The 25,230-nt window shown below is 41.6% G+C and carries 19 protein-coding genes; 6 read left to right on the forward strand and 13 right to left on the reverse strand.

Features of this window, described 5'->3' with window-relative positions; genetic code table 11:
• Position 1 precedes the first annotated feature (1 nt).
• The 3 genes from L0Z67_RS15070 to polA form a co-directional block, all read right to left on the reverse strand.
• A complete protein-coding gene (locus tag L0Z67_RS15070) occupies positions 2-520 on the reverse strand; it encodes a DUF1285 domain-containing protein (RefSeq protein ID WP_237114515.1) in 519 nt (172 codons plus the stop codon).
• Entirely contained in the window at positions 520-1,107 is a 588-nt protein-coding gene (locus L0Z67_RS15075; RefSeq protein WP_062568508.1) for a YceI family protein, read from the reverse strand. The genes L0Z67_RS15070 and L0Z67_RS15075 overlap by 1 nt, the downstream gene beginning before the upstream one ends.
• A 571-nt stretch (positions 1,108-1,678) precedes the next feature.
• Positions 1,679-4,414 carry a DNA polymerase I gene (polA, locus tag L0Z67_RS15080; RefSeq protein WP_062568506.1) on the reverse strand — a complete coding sequence of 912 codons (2,736 nt, stop codon included), beginning with the start codon at positions 4,412-4,414 and terminating at the stop codon, positions 1,679-1,681.
• Between the two features lie 511 nt (positions 4,415-4,925).
• Here polA and elbB point away from each other — a divergent pair.
• From elbB to L0Z67_RS15095, 3 genes are all read left to right on the forward strand, one after another.
• Entirely contained in the window at positions 4,926-5,576 is a 651-nt protein-coding gene (gene elbB / locus L0Z67_RS15085) for an isoprenoid biosynthesis glyoxalase ElbB (RefSeq protein WP_062568505.1), read from the forward strand.
• Between the two features lie 171 nt (positions 5,577-5,747).
• Positions 5,748-6,140 (forward strand): cytochrome c5 family protein, encoded by a 393-nt coding sequence (locus L0Z67_RS15090; RefSeq protein ID WP_062568504.1) that lies wholly within the window; start codon positions 5,748-5,750, stop codon positions 6,138-6,140.
• Between the two features lie 202 nt (positions 6,141-6,342).
• Positions 6,343-8,907 (forward strand): diguanylate cyclase domain-containing protein, encoded by a 2,565-nt coding sequence (locus tag L0Z67_RS15095; protein ID WP_062568503.1) that lies wholly within the window; start codon positions 6,343-6,345, stop codon positions 8,905-8,907.
• Here L0Z67_RS15095 and rep read toward each other — a convergent pair.
• Complete coding sequence (rep, locus tag L0Z67_RS15100; protein ID WP_062568502.1) at positions 8,897-10,909, reverse strand: DNA helicase Rep; 2,013 nt, start codon at positions 10,907-10,909, stop codon at positions 8,897-8,899. The two genes, L0Z67_RS15095 and rep, sit on opposite strands and share 11 nt — an antisense overlap.
• Before the next feature lie 111 nt (positions 10,910-11,020).
• On the opposite strand from rep, the gene L0Z67_RS15105 reads away from it, so the two are divergent.
• Positions 11,021-11,284, forward strand: coding sequence for a ubiquinone biosynthesis accessory factor UbiK (locus tag L0Z67_RS15105; protein ID WP_054561163.1), 264 nt, complete (start codon positions 11,021-11,023; stop codon positions 11,282-11,284).
• 51 nt (positions 11,285-11,335) lie between these two features.
• On the opposite strand, the gene can is transcribed toward L0Z67_RS15105, so the two are convergent.
• The 7 genes from can to ilvG all read right to left on the reverse strand — a co-directional run bounded on the left by can (position 11,336) and on the right by ilvG (position 19,787).
• A complete protein-coding gene (gene can / locus L0Z67_RS15110; RefSeq protein ID WP_062568501.1) occupies positions 11,336-11,998 on the reverse strand; it encodes a carbonate dehydratase in 663 nt (220 codons plus the stop codon).
• A gap of 18 nt (positions 11,999-12,016) precedes the next feature.
• On the reverse strand, positions 12,017-13,195 hold the full coding sequence (locus L0Z67_RS15115) for a methyltransferase (protein ID WP_062568500.1): 1,179 nt from the start codon (positions 13,193-13,195) through the stop codon (positions 12,017-12,019).
• 49 nt (positions 13,196-13,244) lie between these two features.
• Complete coding sequence (locus L0Z67_RS15120) at positions 13,245-14,249, reverse strand: ABC transporter substrate-binding protein (RefSeq protein ID WP_193989001.1); 1,005 nt, start codon at positions 14,247-14,249, stop codon at positions 13,245-13,247.
• Positions 14,250-14,377: 128 nt separating this feature from the next.
• A complete protein-coding gene (gene ilvA, locus L0Z67_RS15125; protein ID WP_062568499.1) occupies positions 14,378-15,931 on the reverse strand; it encodes a threonine ammonia-lyase, biosynthetic in 1,554 nt (517 codons plus the stop codon).
• A gap of 2 nt (positions 15,932-15,933) precedes the next feature.
• Positions 15,934-17,790 carry a dihydroxy-acid dehydratase gene (gene ilvD / locus L0Z67_RS15130; RefSeq protein WP_405128204.1) on the reverse strand — a complete coding sequence of 619 codons (1,857 nt, stop codon included), beginning with the start codon at positions 17,788-17,790 and terminating at the stop codon, positions 15,934-15,936.
• A 105-nt stretch (positions 17,791-17,895) separates the two neighbouring features.
• Complete coding sequence (gene ilvM / locus L0Z67_RS15135; RefSeq protein ID WP_054554110.1) at positions 17,896-18,141, reverse strand: acetolactate synthase 2 small subunit; 246 nt, start codon at positions 18,139-18,141, stop codon at positions 17,896-17,898.
• On the reverse strand, positions 18,138-19,787 hold the full coding sequence (gene ilvG / locus L0Z67_RS15140) for an acetolactate synthase 2 catalytic subunit (RefSeq protein WP_062568497.1): 1,650 nt from the start codon (positions 19,785-19,787) through the stop codon (positions 18,138-18,140). The genes ilvM and ilvG overlap by 4 nt, the downstream gene beginning before the upstream one ends.
• Before the next feature lie 536 nt (positions 19,788-20,323).
• On the opposite strand from ilvG, the gene L0Z67_RS15145 reads away from it, so the two are divergent.
• On the forward strand, positions 20,324-21,202 hold the full coding sequence (locus tag L0Z67_RS15145; protein WP_237127252.1) for a TraB/GumN family protein: 879 nt from the start codon (positions 20,324-20,326) through the stop codon (positions 21,200-21,202).
• A gap of 37 nt (positions 21,203-21,239) precedes the next feature.
• On the opposite strand, the gene modF is transcribed toward L0Z67_RS15145, so the two are convergent.
• Positions 21,240-22,697, reverse strand: coding sequence for a molybdate ABC transporter ATP-binding protein ModF (gene modF, locus L0Z67_RS15150; protein ID WP_405128205.1), 1,458 nt, complete (start codon positions 22,695-22,697; stop codon positions 21,240-21,242).
• Positions 22,698-22,827: 130 nt separating this feature from the next.
• Here modF and L0Z67_RS15155 point away from each other — a divergent pair, with 130 nt between their 5' ends.
• Complete coding sequence (locus tag L0Z67_RS15155) at positions 22,828-23,451, forward strand: hypothetical protein (protein ID WP_405128206.1); 624 nt, start codon at positions 22,828-22,830, stop codon at positions 23,449-23,451.
• A gap of 15 nt (positions 23,452-23,466) precedes the next feature.
• Here L0Z67_RS15155 and L0Z67_RS15160 read toward each other — a convergent pair whose 3' ends face one another.
• Entirely contained in the window at positions 23,467-25,215 is a 1,749-nt protein-coding gene (locus L0Z67_RS15160) for a response regulator (RefSeq protein ID WP_405128207.1), read from the reverse strand.
• Positions 25,216-25,230: the final 15 nt, after the last annotated feature.

Raw genomic sequence — 25,230 nt, forward strand, 5'->3', positions numbered from 1 at the left:
ATCAGGCTAAGTAATAACGCTTGGCTAATGATGCTATGTAATAGCCCTGCTCGTCTGAGCAGGCTATTTCCGCCCACTGATAATACACCTTTCTCGATACCCTTGCAGCCAAGCCATGGGCCAATTGTAAGTAAGGTACACTCACCCCAGCAAATTCACGTAGCTCTAATGGCTGTTTTTCTGATACCAACCAGTTGCGCTGTAAATTATCAACACAGCAAAGCGCACGACCTTGTTCAGTCTCTTCAAAACGCCAATCAACAATAATAAAGGGGACATCATCGACTGTGATAGCCATTTTCTCAACAGGCGTTTTTAAAAAATAGCTGTCAGCTTCTTGGCAAAGCACGGAGGCAAAGAGTTTAACCATTGCCTCGCGTTTTATTTCACTGCCGGCATAAAACCACCGCCCTTGCGCATCAATCGTTATTGGCAATTGCCCACAACTTTGTGGCTGCCATTGATCAAACGGTTTATCGGGTGTCTGAAGGGCGGCTTCTAACTCAGCAAGCGATTGCATTACTTTTCTTTATCAAGCGTGAGCGAAAAAGTAACAGGGACAGCTGTTGCAATGGATGGTAAACCCGCTAGCTTTTGTAATTCGCTGATGCCTTCTGTTACTTTGAAATCACTTGCATTAATAATAACTGGCGTAAGAGATGATACGGTTACATCGCCTTTCGGTGACATATTAGCAAGTACATCAATCGTTAACTCTTTCTTATTACCATGAAAGTCTAATTCAGCCTTTAAACCTTTTAGTACATGTTGGCCTGGTTTAAGGGTTGCAAGTGTTTTACTGAGATCTGCCGTCAAAATTGCGTTTGGAAATTCATGTGTTTCAAACAGTAATTTAGTCATACGCTCGTTACGAATTGGAATAAGAGTTTCCACAGACGTCAAATCAATCATTAATTTTAATTGACCTTGCTCGTTCAAGCCTCCTGATAGCTTTTTAAAATGGTGTGCTTCAGCGATTGAATTCTTCTTGATAGAGACAAAGCTCACTTTGCTTTGCTCATTATTAACTTGCCAGTTTGCGCTGGCTAAAGGGGCAACTAATAAACTCGATAATGAAAAGGCAGCAATTGCCATAGATTTAAACATAACGCATTCCTTCGAAAGTAAATAAGAATCACTTTTGATGGTATCATCTAGGTTAATTTGTGCAATGAATTGTATGATAAGACAAAGAAAAAGCGACTCACTCAACAAGGAGTGAGTCGGTATAGCAAACTGGGGAGAAGCTATCAATACGTTGCATCTTTTCAGATGCATCATCAACAGGATGTCCTACAGGATGAGGACGGCGCGGACTTTAGCAAATACTCAGTTAAAAATAAATTAAATCTGCTACTAAAAAACACGAATTGATAAACATATAACGAAACGATAAAACGGTCTTTTCTTGTTAACTTTAATTTTACAATAAAAGCCGTTTTACATTATCGGTTATTCAACGTGTGGCGTAAGTAACTTTTCCTTTATAAGGAGTCGTTTTGCCGTGAAGTACTTAATCATTTACGTGAGTAATCTTGTGGCTGTAAGTCGGCCAAACTGGAAGGAGTGATTGTATATCGCGAAATCTATAAAAGTGAAAGCGCGGGATAAACCCGCGACTACATTTTAATCCTGCAGAGCCACTTGTATTTTATACTCGCGGCTCCTAATTCAGCGATTAGTGAGCTTGTTGCCAGTTGTCACCACTGTCGGCTTCAACAATCAGTGGTACATCAAGCGTGGCGGCTTCAGACATTAGCTTACAAATTTCTGCTTTATAATCGTCCACAGATTCTTCTTTAATTTCGAACACTAATTCATCGTGTACTTGCATAAGTAATTTAACAGAACCTTCAGCTTGTGCGTTTACCCACTGGTGAACTTTCAGCATCGCTTTTTTGATGATATCAGCAGCGGTGCCTTGCATTGGTGCATTGATAGCAGCCCGTTCTGCCGCTTTACGACGAGCCCCGTTTCTTGCGTTGATTTCTGGTAAATGTAATCGGCGACCAAAAATAGTCTCTACATAGCCTTTATCAGCTGCTTTTTCACGGGTTGTTTCCATGTACTCAAGCACACCTGGGAAACGCTCAAAGTATTTATCAATATAATGCTGTGCTTCATGACGTGGTACATCTAATTGACGTGATAAGCCAAACGCCGACATACCGTAAATTAAACCAAAGTTAACAGCCTTTGCTTTACGGCGCATATCGCTGGTTACGTCTTCAAGATTTACCCCAAAGACTTCTGCGGCCGTTGCACTGTGTACGTCTAAACCATTAGCAAACGCGGTAAGTAGACCTTTATCTTGTGATAAATGCGCCATGATACGTAATTCAATTTGGCTGTAATCCGCAGCCACTATCTTATGCCCCTTTGCAGCAACAAAGGCTTCACGAATACGACGTCCCTCTTCCGAACGAATTGGAATATTCTGCAAGTTAGGATCCGTTGAGCTTAAGCGCCCTGTTGCTGTTACTGCTTGATGGTAAGAGGTATGTACTCGCTTTGTCCGTTCATTAACCATTAGCGGTAGTTTATCTGTGTACGTTGATTTTAGTTTAGATAAACCACGGTGTTCGATAATCACCTTAGGTAACGGATAGTCATGAGCCAGCTCTTGCAATACTTCTTCAGCTGTTGAAGGTGCGCCTTTTGGTGTTTTCTTAATAACGGGAAGTGCTAGCTTTTCAAACAAAATTGCTTGCAGCTGCTTAGGCGAGCCTAAGTTAAACTTTTCACCAGCCATATCATAAGCTTCTTGCTCAAGCTCTAACAGGCGTTCGCCTAAGCGTTGGCTATGAGCAGCAAGCATATTACTATCAATCGCTACACCGGTACGTTCAATATCAGACAGCACAGAAACGAGTGGTAACTCAATGTCTTCGAAGACTGATTTTAATTGGCTGTCAGCATCAATTTTTGGCCATAGCACTTGGTGAAGACGAAGTGTTATATCAGCATCTTCTGCGGCATACGGCGCCGCTTTTTCTAGCTCAATTTGATTAAACGTTAACTGTTTTTTACCTTTGCCTGCGATATCTTCAAAGCTGATATTTTTATGGCCTAGGTATTTAAGTGCCAACGAGTCCATATCATGACGGCTACCCACACTATTAAAAACATACGACTCCAACATAGTGTCGAACTTAATACCGTTTAATTCAAAGCCGGCGTTAGCTAATACGCTTTTATCGTACTTAAGATTTTGTCCGACTTTGGCTTTGTTTTCATCCGCGAGGATTGGGCCAATTTTTGCCATAACGGTTTCTAAGCTTAATTGCTCAGGCGCATCAGGGTAATCGTGAGCAACTGGAATGTACGCTGCTTCACCCGCTTTAACCGCAAAGCTCATGCCAACCAATTGCGCCTGCATATAGTCAAGGCTGGTTGTTTCAGTATCAAAAGCAAAAAGTTCAGCGTCATTTAATTGCTTTACTAAAGTATCAAGTTGCTCTTCAGTTAAAATAGTTTCGTAGTGTGCATCAGCGACTTTTGGTAGTTCGTTAGCTTCTGTTGGCACATCCAAGTGTGTGTCAGCGTCTTTAGGGTTATCCAGTAGTTCTGCCAACCAACGGCGGAATTCACATTCGCCGTAGAGTGCAATCAGTTCATCACGATTAGGCTCTTGTAGTTTGAAATTTTCAAGCTCCGATTCAACCTCAACATCACATTTAATCGTCGCTAGTTCATAGCTAAGTGGTAGATGATCAAGTGCTGCAGCAAGCTTTTCACCAATCTTGCCTTTGATTTCACTAGCATGATCAATCACCCCTTGTAATGATCCATATTTTTGTAGCCATTTCACCGCCGTTTTTGGACCACAACCATCAACACCAGGAATGTTATCGACTTTGTCGCCCATTAAGGCAAGGTAATCAATGATCAGCTCAGGCCCCACGCCAAACTTCTCAACCACGGTTTCTGGATCTGAAATGCTATCGGTCATCGTGTTAATAAGCGTTACGTGTTCATTAACAAGCTGCGCCATGTCTTTATCGCCCGTGGAGATCAGCACATGACGTTGTTGTTCAGAGGCAATACGTGCAAAGGTACCAATCACATCATCCGCTTCAACACCTTCAATACTAATAAGTGGAAAACCCATTGCTTTAATAATGTTATGCAGTGGTGCGATCTGTGTGCGTAAGTCATCCGGCATTGGTGGGCGGTTGGCTTTATATTCGCTGTACATGTCATTTCTAAAGGTTTTACCTTTGGCATCGAACACTACCACCATGTGTGATGGATCATATTGTTTGATCAAACTTTTCAGCATATTAACTACGCCATAGATTGCGCCTGTCGCTTCACCTTTTGAGTTAGTAAGGTGTGGTGGCGAATGATATGCACGGAATAAATAAGAAGAACCATCAACAAGAACAAGTGGATTTTCAGGGATCTGAGCCATGGTGAAATTGGATCCTAATTGAATAACATTAAATTGTCTGTAAGCATGCCATAAGGCTATGAAGAAAACGACTGTGAATTATTAACCAATAACGGTTTCTATAATAGCAAGCTGTGGATAACTTTGTAGATAAAACCCACAAGCAATCCTCCCGAAGAAGATTTACACTTAGGAATTTTATGTAAGTTTATGTTTTTATTTAAAAAAGATAATACGAGGTTCTTTTTTTATTATTTTACCCAATGTGGAAAACGGTTTTATCTATTCACTTCCTGTGTCTATTCGACAACGAATATAACGTCCCTTTCCATAACCGGAGGAGTATTCTAGCACAATGGATCAAAGATCATAGCGATCCTTTATACTTTTTTTAACGTTAGTATTTTATGAAAAGGCATAAACAGCGATTCATCGTATGTTGCGAGCATTTTAACGACAAAATTATTTTATTTTGTGGTCTTACTTAGATACTTGCTACACTAAACCCAGTTGCATTAAGGAGAGATATCAAATGAAAAAAGTGGCTGTTATTTTAGCAGGTTGCGGTGTTTACGATGGCGCAGAGATTAACGAAGCAGTACTTACCCTGTTGCACATTGCAAAAGCAGGTGCGTCTTATCAATGCTTTGCACCCGATATTGACCAACTACACACAATCAATCATTTAACCGGTGAAGAAATGGCGCCTAATCGTAATGTGTTAGTAGAAGCTGCTCGCATAGCTCGTGGTGATATAAAAGCAATTACAGAGTTAAAGGTAAATGAATTTGATGCGTTAATTGTCCCAGGTGGCTTTGGTGCCGCTAAAAATCTATCTGACTTTGCAGTAAAAGGCCCTGCAGCTCAGGTGCAAAATGACGTACTAAAAGCCTGTACAGATTTTGTTAAAGCTAATAAAGCCGCAGGTTATATGTGTATTGCGCCCGCTATGCTACCTCTTATTTACGGTCAAGGTGTTAAAACAACCATTGGTAATGATACAGACACAGCCTCTGCCATCGAAAAGCTAGGCGGCGATCACCAAGCGTGTGCTGTTGACGATATTGTTATTGATGAGCAACATAAAGTCGTCACCACACCCGCCTATATGTTAGCGCAGAGTTTATTAGATGCTGATGCAGGGATTCAAAAACTCGTTAAAAAAGTACTCGAATTGGCATAGTGCGCTATTTAAGCAGCTAATTTTTATTGCGCTAACGCAAAAAATGACGCTTTTTATAAAGAAAAAGCCTTTCAGATCATTTTATAAATTGTGGCTTAGCGTTATAATCGTTCTAATTTCCGTCATATATATCGTGATTGATCACGTTCAAATCGAAGTGAGCAAGGCAAAATGAAAAAACTATCAGCTGCATTATTACTGCTAGCAACAACGGCATATGCGCAAGCATATGACAACTCTTTGACTGAAGATGCCATTAAAAAGCGTCTAGCGCCAATTGGTTCTGTATATCTAGAAGGTGATAAAGCGGCTGCTGCTGCTGAGCCAACAGGTCCACGTTCTGGTGAACAAGTTTATCAAGCCGCATGTTTTGCATGTCACGGCACAGGTGCTCTTGGCGCACCTAAATCAGCAGATGACTGGGCTCCTCGAATTGCGAAAGGTAAAGATACCTTATTAGATCACGCAATCAATGGTTTCAATGCCATGCCGCCGAAAGGGACGTGTATGGACTGTTCTGATGAAGAAATCAGTGCAGCAATCGACTTTATGACTAGCAAATAATTGCTAAATAAATAACGACGAAGGGCTTAACTCTGTTAAGCCCTTTTTTTTGCTCTTTAACTCCTCTCAAACCCAAGCAATTCGTACCTATAATCGCATATCTTCACTACTAATAGAGACCATCATCTACTTGACGATCTACGAAAAAAGTGGAACTATAGAGAACAATAAATAAACAAAAATAATAACTGGTTCTAAATCATTGGAAGATTCAGCAACACACATTGAAAAGCTAGCCCATAAAAATGCTCGCTTAAAATCGCTTATAAAGAAATATAAGCAATCACATCACTTGCAGCATGCTCTACTACAACTTTCAGAGCAAGCAAGTACTGTTGCCGAATTAACCCTGCTCTACCCTGCTATTCATAATATTCTTCAAGACTTTATACCCAGTAAAAGCTTTTATGTCGTACTAAATAACCCTGTTACAGATAACCTTGAACTTTCTTATTTTGCCGATGAAAAAGATGGCCTGTCTGTCCCTCTAAAATATGAACATTTCTTCAAAGATGGTTTAACTGGGTACGTATTTAAGCACGGCAAAACAAGCTATTTTTCTAAACAGCAAACACAAGAAGCCGTTGAGAAGGGGTTGTTTAAAGCATACGGCACGCCAGCAGAGCATTGGGTAGGCGTACCCGTTTACCGTGAGAAAGCCATCATTGGTGTCATGGTCGCGCAAAGTTATGACAAGGCACAAAACTATACAGAGCAGCAAATAGAACTACTAGAAGTCATGTCGCTTTACCTTGCAACAGCAATCGAACGGGTGAAAAAACGCGAGTTACTTGAGTCTGAAGTAAAAATTCGCACCCGTGCACTGACGCAAAGTAACCAAGCTTTAAATGATGAAATTTTACAACGTAAAAAAGCACTCGATCGCCAACAAATTTTATTCAAAATCTCAGAGCTGGCAACTTTGAGTAAAAACGTTGAAGACGTCTATGCCCATGTGCATGAAATTATTAAAACCATCACCTATGCCGATAACCTATACATTGCCTTGTATGATCAAACAACTAATTGGTTAAGCTTCCCCTATTGCGTCGATGAATTTAATGACAACGCAAAACCTAGGCCTTTCGCCAAAGGCTACAGTGAATTAGTACTTAGTACAGAAAAGTGCCAAGTGATAGATGAGCAAAGAGCAAAAGATTTAATAAAACTAGGCGTCATTGAACGCCCTATCGATGTCCCACCACAAAGAAGAGCAACCAGTTGGTTAGGCGCACCACTAAAAACGTCACAAGGGGTCATTGGTCTTATTGTTTGCCAAGCTTATTGTAATAAACATGAATTTAGCCAAGATGATTGCGAATTAATTACTTTTGTATCACATCAAATAGCAAGCGTAATTCAGGCTCATTTAGCAAGCCAAGAGTTAAAGCTGAGCCACCAAAAACTTGAGCAACGGGTTACAGAAAAAACGAAAGAACTCCGCCAAGCAAATATGCATTTACAAATGCAAATTGAAGAGCGTAAAAAAATAGAACAACAGCTATATCATGATGCACATCATGACTCACTAACCAGCTTGCCCAATCGTAGCTTATTCTTAACTCAACTTGAAAAAACATTACAACATTATCAACGTTATCCTGAGCAACAATTTGCGGTTTTATTTATTGATTTAGATAAATTTAAAGATATAAATGATCAACTTGGTCACCAAGCAGGGGATCAATTTTTAATTGGTGTTGCCGAGTCTTTCTCACATTGTATAAGAGAGCACGACTTATTAGCTCGCCTAGGCGGTGATGAGTTTGTGGTACTGTTAAATCATTTAACCGAAAGACAGCAAGCAGAAGATGTTGCAAAACGTATTATTGAGATAATGAAAAAACCTTTCTGCATGAAAGGTCAGTGCGTTCAAAGTGGCGCAAGTATTGGCATTACTTACTCAAAAGCAAGTTATAAACATACCGATGAAATTATTCGTGATGCAGATGCTGCGATGTATTATGCAAAAAATGCAGGGCGTAACCGTTTTGAGTGCTTCCACCCTTTATTGAATACAACCACTTCTCAACATGAAACCGAGAGTATGCATCATCTTGATGATCTGCCAATGCATTTTAGAAGCGCAGAAATCATCACACTCAATGAGGAATCTAGAGCTGAGTCATTATTGGAAGCATTTGGTGAACACCCCGTGCTTGGCAGTACCAGTTTTGAGGTATTGAAAAAGTTTGCAACCGATAAAGTTCAACATTTCGAAGTGGAGCTTAGCTTATTAAAACAAGCTTTCGAATTAGCCCATAATGCTAACTTACAAAAAGTACTCTTCCCCTGTTCAGGCTTAGTGTTAGAACGTATTAATTTTCAATCGTTACGCCAATTATTAAATGCACACAACGCACAGAGAATGTGTTTGTTATTTAATGAGCAAGAAATACGTTATGCATCTGCGGTACAAATTGAAAACTTAAAAAGCTTAATTGAACAAGGGTTTTCGGTAGGACTAAACGAGTTCGCAAAAGACAGATGTGAGCTTAATTTACTGACTGAGTTTAACTTTGATTACTTACTACTTAGTTCTACTTTCAGTAAACGTGTGCTCCAACAAGATAATTATCACCTACAATTGCAAGGCGTGTTGGCCATTACGAATATCCAAAATATTCAGGTAATCGCCAAGGGGCCATCGATTTTTAACTACCGCACCTTGTTAGATAAGCACGGTTTATCCTTGTTTATAGGCAAACAACACGCCCTAGCCCCTTTTAGTCCTTTTTCACAAACAGTACAAAGTATTACTTCTTAAGCATGGCTCTTAGATTAGCGACTCGTGCTTGGCCTTTCTCCATACGCTCAGCCTGTGAAGACGGTGGTTTCTTCGCTTCAAAGGCTAGATCATCTTGTGGTAATTCTTGCACAAAGCGACTCAGCTCTGTGTCTGAGGTTTCACCAAATTGACGGCGTAACTTAGCATAGGTCATGACCAGCTCTTGCTGAGCACGCGTGATCCCTACATAAGCAAGACGACGCTCTTCTTCAACGTTATCTTCATCAATACTCACTTGGTGCGGTAATAAGCCCTCTTCCATGCCTACCATGAACACATACGGATACTCCAAACCTTTTGAAGCATGCAGAGTCAGCAATTGTACCGCATCAGATTCATCTTCTTCTTCGTTACGCTCAAGCATATCGCGTAAGGTCAGTTTACTAACCACCTCGGCAAGGTTCAGTGGTGGATTGTCTGCGTCCCCTGTTAACATATCGGTGATCCAACGATAAAGCTCAGAGACGTTTTTCATGCGCATTTCAGCGGCTTTTGCACTCGGTGACGACTCATATAGGTATGCTTCGTAATTAATTTGCCTAACTAACTCTTTTACAGCTTCAAGGGTATCGCCCCGTACCGCATTATCAGAAAGCTCAACCACCCAGCGGGCAAAGCCAGCTAAGGCATTAAAGCCACGCCCTTTTAATCGGTGCGCAAGCTCAGGTTCAAAACAGGCAGCAAATAAACTAATGTGTTTTTCATTAGCTAGGGTGCCTAACTTTTCCAGTGTCACCGTACCAATCTCACGGCGAGGCGTATTTACAATACGTAAAAAGGCATTGTCGTCATCTTGGTTCACTAACAAACGTAAATACGCCATGATGTCTTTGATTTCTGAACGAGAGAAAAACGACATGCCGCCGCTGATCTTATAAGGAATGCGGTTGCTCATGAGTGCTTTTTCAAACACACGCGCTTGATGGTTACCACGGTATAAAATCGCGTAATCTTTATAGCTAGTGCGCTTCATAAATTTATGTGAAATGATCTCAGCGACCACTCGTTCAGATTCATGCTCTTCATCACGACAGCCAATCACTTTAATAGGCTCACCATAACCTAGCTCACTGAATAGCTTTTTATCAAACTCATGAGGATTATTGGCAATCAAAATATTCGCCGCTTTAAGAATTCGCCCAGCACTTCGGTAATTTTGTTCAAGCTTAATTAAACGCAAGCCCGGAAAGTCTTTACTCAATAGCACAAGGTTTTGTGGCTTAGCACCACGCCAAGAGTAAATAGACTGGTCGTCATCGCCTACCACGGTAAAACGAGCGCGTTCACCCACCAATAGCTTAACCAGTTGATACTGACTGGTATTAGTATCTTGATACTCATCCACCAGCAAGTAACGAAAACGCTGTTGCCAACGTTCACGTGCCGTAGCATTTTGGCCTAACAATAAGGTGGGGATCATGATCAGATCATCAAAATCAAGGGCGTTGTAAGCACGCAATTGATTTTGATAACGCGCATACAGCTGAGCAAACAACGCTTTTTGTGGCTCACGGGCTTCTCGAATAGCACGCTCAGGTAGAATCAATTCGTTCTTCCAGCTACCTATTTGCATCTTCAGAAGGTTGAGTAGATCTTTGTCTTTTTTAAGCTCTTCTTCGGTCAGTTCAGCTAATAGCTGGTTGGTATCTTGATCATCAAATAATGAGAACCCAGGTTTAAAACCTAACGTCGTTAACTCTTTTTTGATGATCTCAAGCCCAAGGGTATGAAACGTTGAAACCCATAAGCCTTTCGACTCCTGCTTGCCAAGTGTTTGCGTTACACGCTCACGCATTTCTTTCGCCGCTTTATTGGTAAAGGTTACCGCAGCAATATTGCGTGCTTGATACTCACACTTTTGCACCAAGTAAGCGATTTTATTAGTAATAACACGCGTTTTACCTGAGCCCGCACCGGCTAATACTAAGCACGGCCCACTAATATACTTTACCGCTTCATCTTGTTTTGGGTTGAGTTTCATAAGCCCCTAAAGAAATTATCCAAAGACAGGACGGGCAATTTTACCGTAATCACTACACTACGCCTAGCCAATAAGGTAAGATTGTTTTTTTACGTGACTCAAAGGACGAAGATGATCAACCCAGCAAAACTTGAAGAAATCGCTAAGCAAATCACCGATAACATGCCGCAAGGCGTGAAAAACCTTGCCGAAACAGTCGAAGGTAAAACCAAGCAAGCTATTCAAAACAAACTTGCTGAGATGGACTTTGTAAGCCGTGATGAATTTGATATTCAAAGCCAAGTACTTATTCGTACTCGTGAAAAACTCACTGAGCTTGAAGAAAAAGTGGCTTTATTAGAGCAACAACTTGCTAGCAAACAAGACGAACAATAAAAAAGGAGAGCGAATTCGCTCTCCTTTTTTCTATCTAGCTAGTTTTGCTTATTAGCTTTTTTCAGCAACACGTTCAAAAACGCGCTTTACTGCAATGCCATAGGTATCACTGGCTTCTTCAGCACAGGTTACGACCGACTCTAGGTCGTTCAAATGACCATTTGCTAAACCATACACCCAACCATGAATTGTTAACTCTTGGCCTTTCGCCCAAGCATCTTGCACAATATTAGTACGGCATACGTTACGCACTTGTTCGATAACGTTTAGTTCGATCAAGCTATTTAAACGCTCTTGCTCTGGTAATGCATTGAGTTGTTCGATATGTTTTTCTTTTACATCACCCACATGGCGTAGCCAGTTATCGATTAAGCCAAAACGTGCTTCGTTTAATACCGCTTGTACACCACCACAGCCATAGTGACCTACTACCATGATGTGCTTTACTTTTAGCACTTCAACAGCGTATTGCATCACTGAAAGGCAGTTATGGTCGGTATGAACAACGACATTTGCTACGTTACGGTGGACAAATAACTCACCCGGTAACAAGTCTACGATTTCGTTTGCAGGTACACGCGAGTCAGAACAACCGATCCATAAGTACTCTGGATTTTGCTGCATTGATAGAATTTTAAAAAACTCAGGGTCATTTTCACTCGTACGTGCTGCCCAACGTCTATTATTTTCGAATAAATTTTTTAACTTTCTCATTGCGCCTCTTTACGGTTTTTAATAATTAGCTTGGATCAAGATATTTCTTGGTGTCAGCTGTTTCTCGCAAAACGTGCTCACCGTTACTTGATATCCTTGTTGTTGCAAATATAAAGCACGATCGAGCACGAGCCAAACTTCAATTGCCCTTCTGAACACATGTCGGACGAGTTCAACTCGCTCGGTGACCCTTTTGCGCTTTTTGCCTACCTCTAAAAATTCATTGTAATCAATACCTTTAGGTAGGGGTAATGATTTTTTCTCAGCCGCCCATAAACAAAATGATTCAAAAGAATCAGAGAAGATTGCCTTGTTCACTGACGGCACACTCACATAGTGTAATTCACCAGTGATTGATTTACGTAACGCATCAAACCCAAGACGCCATTCAACCTCTGTTTTTCTTACCTTATCGACGCGACTCGGTGCCGTTACCGTTTCTTGTAGTGCCAGTTTTAAATCACGATGCGTAAGCGCAAGCTGACTTTGTTTTGCTGGCTCGCTCATTGCTTGATAAGCGTTATCTGTGAATAAATGATAACAGCATGGTGAAAAGCTGATTTGCTGGGTTTTCGCTTTGCTTGCTTGCTGCATAAATGTTTGATGCAAACGACCACAGGCATGGAGAGCCACAGCATGCTGCTGGCTTTCAAAAAAATCATCGGTGTTGTCGGTTAATACATCAGCTTGTGAAAACTGCATTGCCAAGTGCTGTTGTGTAGCACTGTGCTGGCCTTGTTCACATAAGTGCTGTTGCAGCTCAATGCTATGTACACTTGGCGCACCATTGAATGCCAGCATACGACCTAAATGCCCTTTACCTGCACACCACTCTAAAACAGGCCGGTTTAATGACTGCTGACTAATCGCTGCAACAAAGTCTTGTAGTTGCTCAAATTTACGACCTTTAATGCCATTACTTATCCAAAACGGAAACTCATTACGGGCAGTACTGATAGCTGGCAGTTCACACAACAGAGCCAACTGGTCGATGCCCTCAATTGCCTCAGCAAAATAACGATATAAAGCTGGCTGATCGGCATCAAGCTCGCTAACTTGTTGGTCATCCAGCGTCCATAGTAAGTTGGCTAATTCAGGCCAAGGAAGATCATCAAAATCGAAGGCGGTGCATTGCCAGTATTGGCGAGTTTTAAAAAGCAGCGTATCTAAGGCAATAAATTGCTGAGCAAGCGTCATAACTTCTAAACGACAAAAAATAAAAGTGATTATAACAGTTTTTCACCCTTTAACGCCTACCACTGCTGATTAAACGGATATAAAGAGGGATGCATAAAATACTCAGTACAATAGCTAGAATAAGCATCCAAGATAATTCAAAGCCGCCATCATCTTGATGTTGATACATAAAGTTTTTAAACGCGCGGTCAAACTCGGTTTGATCTAGGCCATATAATTCAGCAATTAAACGCCACTTTGCCATCGACATACTGCCAAGATTTACGCCTGGCGGCTTAATATAACTCGTTAATACATTTGCTTCATAAGCAAGCTCTTGTAAGCTTTTATGAGTAGCATAATCATGTTGAGTAACGGCAATACTCTCTTCTAAATGTAATAACGCGTAACGCCAGCCTTTAATACTTGCATGATAAAAGCGCTCAACGATATCTGGATTTTTTTCAACCATTGCTTCGCTGGTATATAAAATATCACCATACACATTCAAACCAAACTTTTGCGGACAAATGAGTCGATGACCCACTCCTTGTAATGTCATCGTGTAGGGCTCATTGGTGACATAAACTTGCACCGCATCTAAGTCACCGGCAAGCCACTGTTCAATGCCCCCTTCATGACTTGCAGCTATTAAACTTTGTTGATCAAGCCCCGCGCGTTGCAACATTACCAATAACTCTGCATTTTCAACTGAACCGATTTTACTAAGCTTCTTATCAGCAAAGTCTCTGGGCTGAAAAATATCTGAGTTATTTTTTACCATCCAACAATATGGCGAAAACTGCAGTATGGCTCCAAGGGCAACAACTGGCGCGCCTTGCTGGCGCTTTTGTAATATGCCTGAGTGAGTGATGGCAAAATCGGCTTCGCCACTTAACAGTTTTGGGAAGGTATCTGGCGCATTCGGATCGGCAGGTATTATGGAAACATCAAGGCCCGCTTCCTTATAAAAGCCTTTCTTTGCAGCCATATAGTAGCCTGCAAATTGAAACTGGTGAGTCCATTTTAGTTGTAGGCTAACTTTATCAGCGCATTGTGCGCTCATAGAGAACATTAAACAGGTTAACCCTAGTAGGCCTTTTATACCTTGCACGCAACATCCTTGCTTGAAACCGTGCATTAACTATAGGAAAAATAGAGGGAAAATCAAGACTCCTCATTAGCAGTCTTGATTATATTTAGTTACTGATTAGCTGCTTTGACTTCACTCAATTCTTGACCTTGGCTAGTTAAGAACTGGGTGAAACATGGATTGTTCGTTTCATCTTGAACGTTGTATCCCAAACGGTTCAAATGCTCATTGAATACCTCATAATCACTCGGTTCAATCGCAAAGGCAGCCAGCACATTACCAATCGATCCACCATGATTGCGGTAATGGAATAAAGTGATATTCCAATTGCTACCAAGGGTATCTAAAAATCGTGCTAATGCACCTGGGTATTCAGGAAACTCAAAGCGCAGTAATCGCTCATGAAGTTGGGCTGGCGCTTTACCTCCCACCATATAACGAATATGCAATTTAGCCAGCTCGTTATCTGATAGATCGCAAAATGTATAATCATTTTCTGTCAGTGCCGCTTTTAGCTCATCAAGCTCTTGTTGGCCTTGCCTTAGTGCAATACCGACAAAAATTTGCGCTTCGCCAGGACCTGCATAGCGATAATTAAACTCGGTGATGGCCCTGCCGCCTAACGAGTTACAAAACTGCTTAAAGCTGCCCTTCTCTTCTTTAATCGTCACAGCAAGGAGTGCTTCGTTCTTTTCACCTAGCGCCGTTCGCTCAGCAACATAACGTAAGCGGTCAAAGTTTAAATTCGCACCCGATAAAATCGCAGCCACGTTTAAGCCTTTCACCCCATTTTGTTGGCACCACTTTTTCAGACCCGCTGTTGATAGCGCCCCTGAAGGCTCCGCTATAGCGCGGGTTGAAACAAAGATATCTTGCATTGCGGCGCAGATTTCATCGCCCGTTACAGTGACAACCTCATCGCAAAATTTTTGTGCTAAACGAAACGTTTCTGTGCCGATAACTTTTACGGCTACGCCATCTGCAAAGCTACCAACACGATCAAGCTCAACGGGCTTGCCTGCTTCAAGCGCGGCTTTTAGGCAAGCACTCTCATCAGCTTCAACACCTATGACTTTGATATCAGGACGTAACGACTTTATATACACAGCCATGCCTGCAAGTAAGCCACCACCGCCAACAGGAATAAAGACGGCATCAAGGTCATTCAGTTGCTGCATTAATTCACGGGCAACCGTACCTTGGCCAACAATCACATCGGGATCATCAAACGGTGGCACAAACACCCCATTACGCTGCTCAGTAAGCTCTAAAGCATGGGCTTTTGCTGCATCAAAATGATGGCCGTGTAATACCACTTCACCACCTAACGCACGCACTGCATTCACTTTAATTTCTGGTGTTGTGACTGGCATTACAATCGTTGCTTTATGCCCTAAAAATGAGGCACTGAGTGCGACACCTTGCGCATGGTTACCCGCTGAAGCGGTGATCACATCAGAGCCTTTTGGCAACTTGCTCAGTTTATGAAAGGCACCACGAAGTTTAAATGAATAAACCGGTTGTTGGTCTTCACGCTTTAACCACACATGGTTGCCTAGCCGTGCACTAAGATCAGCCATTTCGCTGACCTCGGTGACTTTTGCAAGCGGCTCCATGTTCGCTTGAATGATAGCGCGAAAATAATCGAGCTCTTGAGAAACCATAATTAACTAAGCTCCTCAAGTTTTGCTAAATCGCGCACAGCCCCTTTGTCTGCACTGGTTGCAAGTAACGCATAAGCTTTAAGTGCAGATGAAACATAGCGATCACGGTCCAGTGGTTTATACGCATCTTTACCGCGTGCTAATTGCTTTTGTTTACGTGCTTCAAGCTCTTCATCAGACAGGGCTAAGGTGATTTCACGGGTTGCGATATCAATTACTATTTTATCGCCATTTTCAACATAGGCGATTGCCCCACCGCTTGCTGCTTCTGGTGAAACGTGACCAATAGATAAACCCGATGTACCACCCGAGAAACGGCCATCTGTGATAAGCGCACACTTTTCACCTAAGCCCACTGATTTTAAGTAACTCGTTGGATACAGCATTTCTTGCATGCCTGGGCCGCCTTTGGGTCCTTCGTAGCGAATAACAACCACATCACCCGCTTTCACTTCACCGTTAAGAATCCCTTCAACTGAATCATCTTGTGATTCGTATACAACTGCGGGGCCTTCAAAGTGCAGCATTTCTTCAACGACACCGGCACTTTTAACAATACAGCCATCAAGGGCTAAGTTACCTGATAGTACTGCTAAGCCGCCATCTTGACGAAAGGCATTTTCAACACTGCGGATACAGCCGTTTTCACGGTCATTATCAAGTTCTGGCCAGCGGCATTCTTGACTCATTGCTTTTGTAGTACGGATACCCGCTGGGCCTGCTTTATAGAATTTTTGCGCCACTTCATTATTAGGGTCAGTCGCATCCCATTTAGTCACCATTTCAGCCATAGTATGACCCGCCACGTGATCAACAGATAAATCGACAAGGCCTGCCTTACCTAATTCACGGATAATTGCCATCATGCCACCAGCGCGGTGTACATCTTCAATGTGATATTTATTGGTTGCGGGTGCCACTTTACAAAGGAAAGGAGTTTTGCGAGAAAGCGCATCGATGTGCGACATATCAAAATCAACACCTGCCTCTTGCGCTGCAGCTAATAAGTGTAAAACCGTATTTGATGAACCACCCATGGCAATATCAACCACCATGGCATTCATAAAGGCAGTGCGATTAGCAATAGCACGCGGTAATACTGCTGCATTATCTTTTTGATAATACTCACGGCATAAATCAACAATTCGCGCACCCGCTTCAACGTAAAGTTGTTTACGGTCTTTATGCGTTGCAAGTGTGGTACCGTTACCCGGCAGTGCCAAGCCAATCGCTTCTAATAAGCAGTTCATTGAGTTGGCAGTGAACATGCCCGAACATGAACCACAAGTAGGACAGGCAGAGCGCTCAACTTTGTCTGAGTCTTCATCGCTTACTGAGGTATCAGCGCCTTTTACCATGGCATCCACTAAATCAAGTTTAATGTCGATATCAGCAAGGCGTGTTTTACCCGCCTCCATTGGACCACCTGATACAAAAATAACGGGGATATTTAAACGCAGTGCTGCCAGCATCATCCCTGGGGTGATTTTGTCGCAGTTAGAAATACAGATCATGGCATCGGCACAGTGTGCATTAACCATGTATTCCACTGAGTCAGCAATTAAATCACGCGATGGGAGTGAATACAGCATGCCGCCGTGACCCATTGCGATACCATCATCGATTGCAATGGTATTAAATTCTTTTGGTACACCACCCGCTTCGGTGATGGTTTCGGCCATTAGCTCACTGAGTTGGTTAAGATGAACGTGCCCTGGTACAAACTGAGTGTACGAGTTAACAACAGCGATAATTGGCTTACCAAAGTCTTTATCTGTCATCCCTGTTGCACGCCATAAAGCACGCGCCCCAGCACGTTTGCGACCTTCTGTTGTTGTTGCACTTCTTAATTTAGCCATAATTACCTCAGTTGTTGCAGTGGCATGCCACTGACTTCCTCATTCCTAATTTATTTCTCACTAAAACATCAATCTGATTGCTCTAGTTACCTGTTGATTTTTTTACTAGATTGCTTGTTGTTGAAATTGGTTTTCAACATTAACGTGTTTAACATCGACCAATTTATTTAATTGTGATGTTAGTAGATAAATTGGCTTATCGCTGTCTACCGTCATAGTGACGTGAAACGCTTCGTCAGCCATTTCTAAATTCATGGTTGTTAGGTCAAAGCCGCGATGACGCGCTACGCGTAAAAAGCGCTCTACCGCAACACTTTGATTCTTTAGTGCAATCGTTAGGGTGTGTTTCATTTTACTGTCTCCGTCATCATTTCATCATTGGCAGCACCGGGCGGTACAAGCGGCCATACATTTTCTTTATCATCTATACAGGCATGCAGAATGTATGGGCCTTCACTATTTACTAACGCATCAACCGCAGCATCAACTTCATCTGCTTTAGTGATGGTTTGACCTGGAATGCCGAACACCGCTGCTAACTGCACAAAATCAGGATTATCTGAAAGGTTTGTTTCAGAATAACGACCTTCAAAAAATAGCTGCTGCCATTGACGTACCATGCCTAAGCGCTGGTTATCTAGGATTAGAATTTTAACTGGCAGATTGTTACGGCGAATTGTTGCCAGTTCTTGAATGTTCATCATGATTGAACCATCACCCGACACTGTGATCACAAAATCTCTTGGGCGAGCAACTTGTGCGCCAATAGCGGCCGGCAAACCAAAACCCATGGTACCTGCACCACCACTACTTAAATGATTACTTGGGTGGCTAAACTTCATATGCTGCGCCACCCACATTTGGTGCTGACCCACATCACAGCACACCACACCCGTTGATGGCATTTTTTGGCTTAGCTGGTTTAACAAGTAAGGTGCAAATACTTTCTCGCCTGGATAGTCATAACGCCATGCATGCTCTTTCATCATGCTTTCGATATGCGTTAGCCACTCATCTGGTGTAACAAAACAATCAAGTTGCGGTAAAGACGTTTTTAAATCTGCCACTAATGATGCTTTTGCAGGCTTACGCTTACCAACCTCTGCCGCGTCAATATCAAGGTGAATAACCTTTGCTTTTGCCGCAAACTTGCTTAAGTTGCCAGTGACACGGTCGTCAAAGCGGGCACCAATACAGACCAAAACATCACACTCTTGCACCGCTAAGTTAGCCGCTTTACCGCCATGCATACCTAGCATGCCAAGGTCATATTCATAATCAGGTAATACACTGCCAAGGGCTTTTAATGTTGATACTGCTGGCATATGTGTTTTTTCTAAAAACTGCATTAATTCATCTTGCGCATTGGCAGCTTGTACACCACCACCGATATACGCTACAGGGCGCTGCGCTTCACTTAAGATTTGATTGGCAATAGCAACTTGGTTTGAATCTAATGTTGGTAAGTGATCTTCGGCGGCTAACCAAGGGTGGAATGGTACTTGCGCCATTTGGATGTCTTTAGGGATATCAACTAACACAGGGCCTGGGCGGCCGCTTTGTGCTATATGGATGGCTTCTTGTAGGATTTCGGCTAAGTCTTCAGCTCTTTCAACCATGTAACTATGTTTAGTGCATGATAACGACATGCCTAACACATCCACTTCCTGAAAGGCGTCGGAACCTATCGCTGCGGTTGGTACTTGACCTGTGATAGCAAGTAATGGCACCGAATCCATCATCGCATCGGCAAGCGCGGTTATTAAGTTGGTCGCCCCTGGACCGGAAGTTGCAAAACACACGCCTAACTTACCTGTGCTTCGCGCAAAGCCCACCGCTGCAAAGCCAGCCCCTTGCTCATGGCGCGTCAAATAATGTTTGACTGGCGCACCATACAAAGCGTCGTAAATAGGCATGATGGCACCACCTGGGTAACCAAAAACATCCTTAACGCCATGTTTGGCCAATAAATCGATTGTTAACTCTGCGCCTGTCATCGTAAATCCTCATTCCTCAGTGACATTGTGTATTTGCTGCAACTCAAACCTTAAAACGAAAAAGCCCCCCGAACTGTTAAGTGCGGGGGGCTTTTTAAATGCTTCACTTTTCTCTAAGCACTAACTCGCCCCCGCGGTAATAATAATCACCACGACGTTAATCAGAATTAGAGAAAGTTTGTTTGTAAGCATTTATCTGTAACCAAATTTTGTTCATTTGTAGCGGAAATCTAGCCATCCCGCTGCCTTTTTCTATTAGTACCGCGCTAAGCCCTTCAAGTCAACAATAAAATTAATTCAAAAAAACATATAAAAAACACTTAAAAAGGAATTAATATTCAAAATATGATTTAAAAAGGGTTTATATTTCACTTTTATACAAATATGGAAATTTCATACCTGTTTATTAGCTATTCTATAGCTGATTAATTTTTAGCTCTTGTCTGGTATTTTTTCTGCTTTCATTCGATTTAATTTAACTGCTTGTGGAAAATTAGTTTAGTATTGAAAACAGTCACAATTTGAAAGAGAAAATTATGAGATTCATTCAGCGCTTTAATGCTCTGTTTTTTATGGTGCTATTACTTGGTTTTAGCCAATGTGCATTGGCAGAGCCAGGACTATGGAAAATAGAAAAAAACGGTATTTCGTCCTATTTATTTGGCACTGTGCATGTGGGTGATAAAAGCATGCAAGGTCTACCAAATAAGGTTACATCTGCAATTGAGGATAGTGATGAAGTGATTGTTGAGGTCGATATCAGCACCATTTCAGCAACCGAAATGCAGCGCCGCTCATTGCCTTTTATGATGCTTAAAGATGGAAAAACACTGCAATCAGAGCTTTCTGTAGATAACTTCAATAAGCTACAAAAATACTTTGCCGATAAGTCTATCGATATCGCAATGTTTAAAAACTTAGCGCCTTGGGCTGTGATGGTCACCATGATGCAAATGGAGTTTCAAAATGTGGGATTCTCTGACCAGTATGGTATAGACAAACAAGTACTTGCTTATGCGCAAGCACACAATAAACCTATCGGTGAATTAGAAACTCTTGAGCTACAAATGGAAATGTTTACTCATTTAGCAGTTATGAACGATAAGATGATTGAAGAAACATTTGAGCAGCTAGCTGATGTAGACACTTACTTTTTTGGCCTTATCAATGCGTGGAAATCTGGCGATATGAAAACGCTAGCAAAGTTTTATAACGAAAGTTTTGATGATTCTCAATATGGTGAACTAAGTGAGCAAGTAATGCTAATCGATCGCAATAATAATTGGGTAAAGCAACTTTCATCACGTATTGGCAAAGAAAAACTATTTATTGCCGTTGGTGCTTTGCACTTGCCTGAACAACATGGTTTGCTAAAGCAGCTAACCGATAAAGGCTTCACGGTTACACGTATCTAAATGTTCTATAATCAAATTCAAATTTTATAAGCGCCTTTTATGGCGCTTTTTTTGTGAAATCAGCCATCTCTAAGTAGTGTTCGATACCTTTGATTTTGTCACTTGCATGATGATTAACGTACACAACAGTACTTGTCCCTGCGGCGCAGATTTTTTCTATAAGTAATAGCACTCGCTGCCTATTTGCTTCATCAAGGCCAAGGCAAGGCTCATCTAAAATTAATAAATTAGGGTGTTTTATCATTGCCCTCGCAATCAATAATAATCGCTGATCACCAAAGGATAGCTGACTAAAAGAGCTATTTTTTTTGTCACTTAAACCCAGCAAAGCTAACCACTTGGTAGCAATTTCTAGCTGTTTATCAGTGGCTTTTTGATAAAGGCCAATACTGTCATAAAAACCCGATATAAGGGTATTGAGTGCAGTGATACTAACCCGATAATCCATATGCAGCGCATTAGAGATATAACCAATGTGCTGTTTAATTTGCCAAATACTCTCACCACTGCCACGCTGAAAACCAAACACCTTAATATCGTTGTTATAACACTGCGGGTTATCGCCAGTGATAAGGTTCAGCAAGCAGGTTTTACCTGAGCCATTTTTGCCTGTTAACTGCCAATGTTCGCCTTGATTTATTTGCCAGTTTAGGTTTTCAAAAACTGCCTCACCACCATAACTCACTGAAGCATTATTTAGTCTTACCAGCATAGGTTCTGTGAGCGGGGGTGCTTGATGATCAGTATCTGCGTTAGGTATTTGTAACTCCGTATGAGTGAGATGCAATAGCTTTAGTAAATCATCGCGCTGCTCGGTTGTTGGCTTTGCTAATTGCTGAGCCACATGACCTTCTTTAACATAGCCGTAGTGATCAACAAAGTCAGGTATTTCAGTTAATCTATTGAGTACAAAAATGAGGGTTGTTGTTTTACTAAGCTCTGCGAGTAACAGATTAAGTTCGGCCATTGCCGTGACATCTAAGCCATCAAACGGCTCATCAAGCACAAGTAAATCTGGTCGCCCTACCAAAGCCTGAATTAACAATAATTTACGGGTTTCTCCGGTTGATAAATCGCGAAATGCCTTGCTAAGCTTATCTTTAAAATCAAACATGGCAATTAATTGTTGTAGCAACTCATTATCAAGCTGCTGCTCATCACGGCCTGCAATAATAATCTCGTAAACGGTGCTAGAGACAGTAACACCCTCAACAATGTCATCTTGATCTTTTGTTAGCTCCGCCGCGAGTAGCTGCTTTTGGCTGTCTGGTGAGACCAATGCAACGCGCTCAAAGCTATTCTCATAGTGGCCTTGCTCTATTTTAGCAAAACCGGCAATGGCTGCAGCCACTGCTGATTTACCCGCGCCATTGGCGCCAAGTAAAACCCATTGCTGCAATGCCGATACATTAATATTGAGATCATCTAAAAAATAAATATCATTACCCGGCCCCTTTAGGCTGGCTTTAACATTAACCAACTGCACTTGTTGCACGTTGAATCCTCATTCTAAGTTACCGTTAGCTTGACGTTACCCCATTCGATAAAAAATTAAAAATCGTTTAAACCTTTTTTGAATACAGCTGCGACTAAGGTATAAAAGGTCATTTACAGGAAAAAAAACAATGAAAAAATTACTTTGTGTGGCTGCAATAGGCCTGATACTGGCAACTTCAGACTCTACAGCAAAAGATTCACGAGAGCTCAATCACACCTTTGCAATTAATGGCACAAGCCAGCTTGAAATCGATTTTCCAGTTGGCAGCTTAGAAGTACAAAACTACGCAGGCAGCGAAGTAGTGGTCACAGTGCGTATTGAGCCCAAAAACGATACAGGTTGGTTTGACTCTGAGATGGACTTATCAGATATTAAACTAAGTCACTCACAAAACGCAGGCTCACTGAGCTTAAAGCTTGATAACGATGATATTCAACAAAATTGGTTAGTAAAAATGCCCAGCACTATGGCGATTGATGTAGAGCTAGGTGTGGGTGACATTGAAATAAATGATACAAGTAACTCTGTGGATATTGAGCTTGGAGTGGGAGCGGTGCGTATCGATAGTGCACTTGATGACTACAAACGTATTGAGCTGGAAACAGGTGTGGGTGATACAAAAATTCGTGGCATGCTAAATGAAGCAAAACAAAGCAGAAAAATTGTCAGTTCACACTCAAACTATAGTGGTAATGGGCAATTTGAGATTGATGTTGAGGTGGGCGTCGGCGATATAAAAGTCAGTAATTAAAACCTTTAATGGCGCTTATTCTGGTCTATTTTCAGCAAACATAATCGTCAAGGCTTTTTCTACTGTTTCGGCTGTTATTGGTTTATATAAGTGAAGGTTTGCACCTAACGCATAGATGCGTTGCAAATCTTCACTGGAGGTATTGGCTGTTACAGCCAAAATAGGCGTCAGTTGACATTGCTCATTTCTAATTATGTCGATTGCTTGAAAGCCATCCATCACAGGCATGTTGAGATCCATGAATATCACATCATATGGCTTAGTTTCGGTCATATCTGTCGCGATTAAACCGTTTGGCGCTATATCATAAGTATAATTAAATTGGCTCAGAATGCGGCCTAATATTGTCGCATTTAAAGTGTTATCTTCAACAATTAAACAATGCAAGCTACTAGGTAATAATGCCTTAGTTGCCTCTTTGGGTGCTTGCTTAAAGGCTAGCTTTACTACCACTTTCACGCCATGGGGCTGGACATTAAAAAACTGAATATCCCCTTCAAGCGCTTTAATAATTTGTTTTACCCTGAGCAGTCCCGTTTTTAAACCTTGAAAATTCTGCTCTGCATCTTGCTCGTCATTTAAAAAATCACTGGATGAGTGGTCAAACCCTTTACCATTATCTTGCACCTCAAATATAAAACCTTTCTCACCTTGGCAACTGGCTGTAACCGCTATACGCCCTTGTGTTGGAGTGAACTTGACAGCATTGTTTACAAGCTCTGCAAATACTTGTTGGAGTCGCCCATGATCACTAATAACCTCTTTGTTTACTGATTCTGCAAAGTTAATCGTAAAAGTAATTTTTTTATCATTACACGCATATTCAAACGGAGTAACGGCCTGCTGAAGGCTAGTTAATAAATTGCCTTGTGCTAAATTCAGCTGCCACTCCCCTGTAGTAAGCTTCTGCAAATCAAGTAGCTCATCCAGCATTGAGACTAACCTATTTACGCAGTATAAAGCCTGCTTTTTTGTGAGTTGCTGATTATCATTAATATCCAGCGCCCCTATTGACGCTGTCAATCCTTGCAATGGTGTTCTAAATTCATGACTGGCGCGAGCTATAAAACGCTCTTTATTATGGCTAACACGCTCTACCACTTCTTTTTGTTGCTGATATTGTTTTATGGTTTTTGCAATGAGCTTTTCCATTGGTTTGAAGATAAATATAAGCTCCACAATCAGCAATCCAATCGCAATAACCCAAAAAGCAATCTCTAATATAGAAATGACTTTTACCTTGGTAACAGCGCTTTGCTCTAAGAGATAAACAGCTTTATCTAAGTCCATTAAAAGCTTTTCTAAATGTTCACTGCTAAATGGGGAGCGACCTTGAGTACCATAATTAGAGCGACTATTTAATAGCTGCTGCGCTTTGCTAATGTATTGCTTAACGTGCAAGTCTAGCTGTGTTGGAGAAGAGAAATAGTGAGCCTTTAGCGCATCATTTAAATAAAGAAACTGTCCACTGCTATCTTTTTGAAGTAAAAACTGATGGCCCGCCACGAATTGCTCTACAGCGTGCTGCAATAGCATGCGATGCTGCTGTGTTTGCCCTGATTGTTCGAAGATAAGCGCATTTCCATAAAGCGCTATTTTTTGTGACAACATGCGCTGTTTACCAGCGATGTTAATAACTTGCGCATCACCTTTTTGAATATAAAGTAAATACTGCATCAAAGACACAGATACCGAAATTAAAATGGCGATTGCCAACAATCCCCAGCGATATCGTTTTCTGATATCTACAACCAGATCTAACATATCCGACTCAAGTAT

Origin of the sequence: Pseudoalteromonas sp. PB2-1 (assembly GCF_045040605.1) — a bacterium.
GTDB classification, from domain to species: domain Bacteria; phylum Pseudomonadota; class Gammaproteobacteria; order Enterobacterales; family Alteromonadaceae; genus Pseudoalteromonas; species Pseudoalteromonas arabiensis.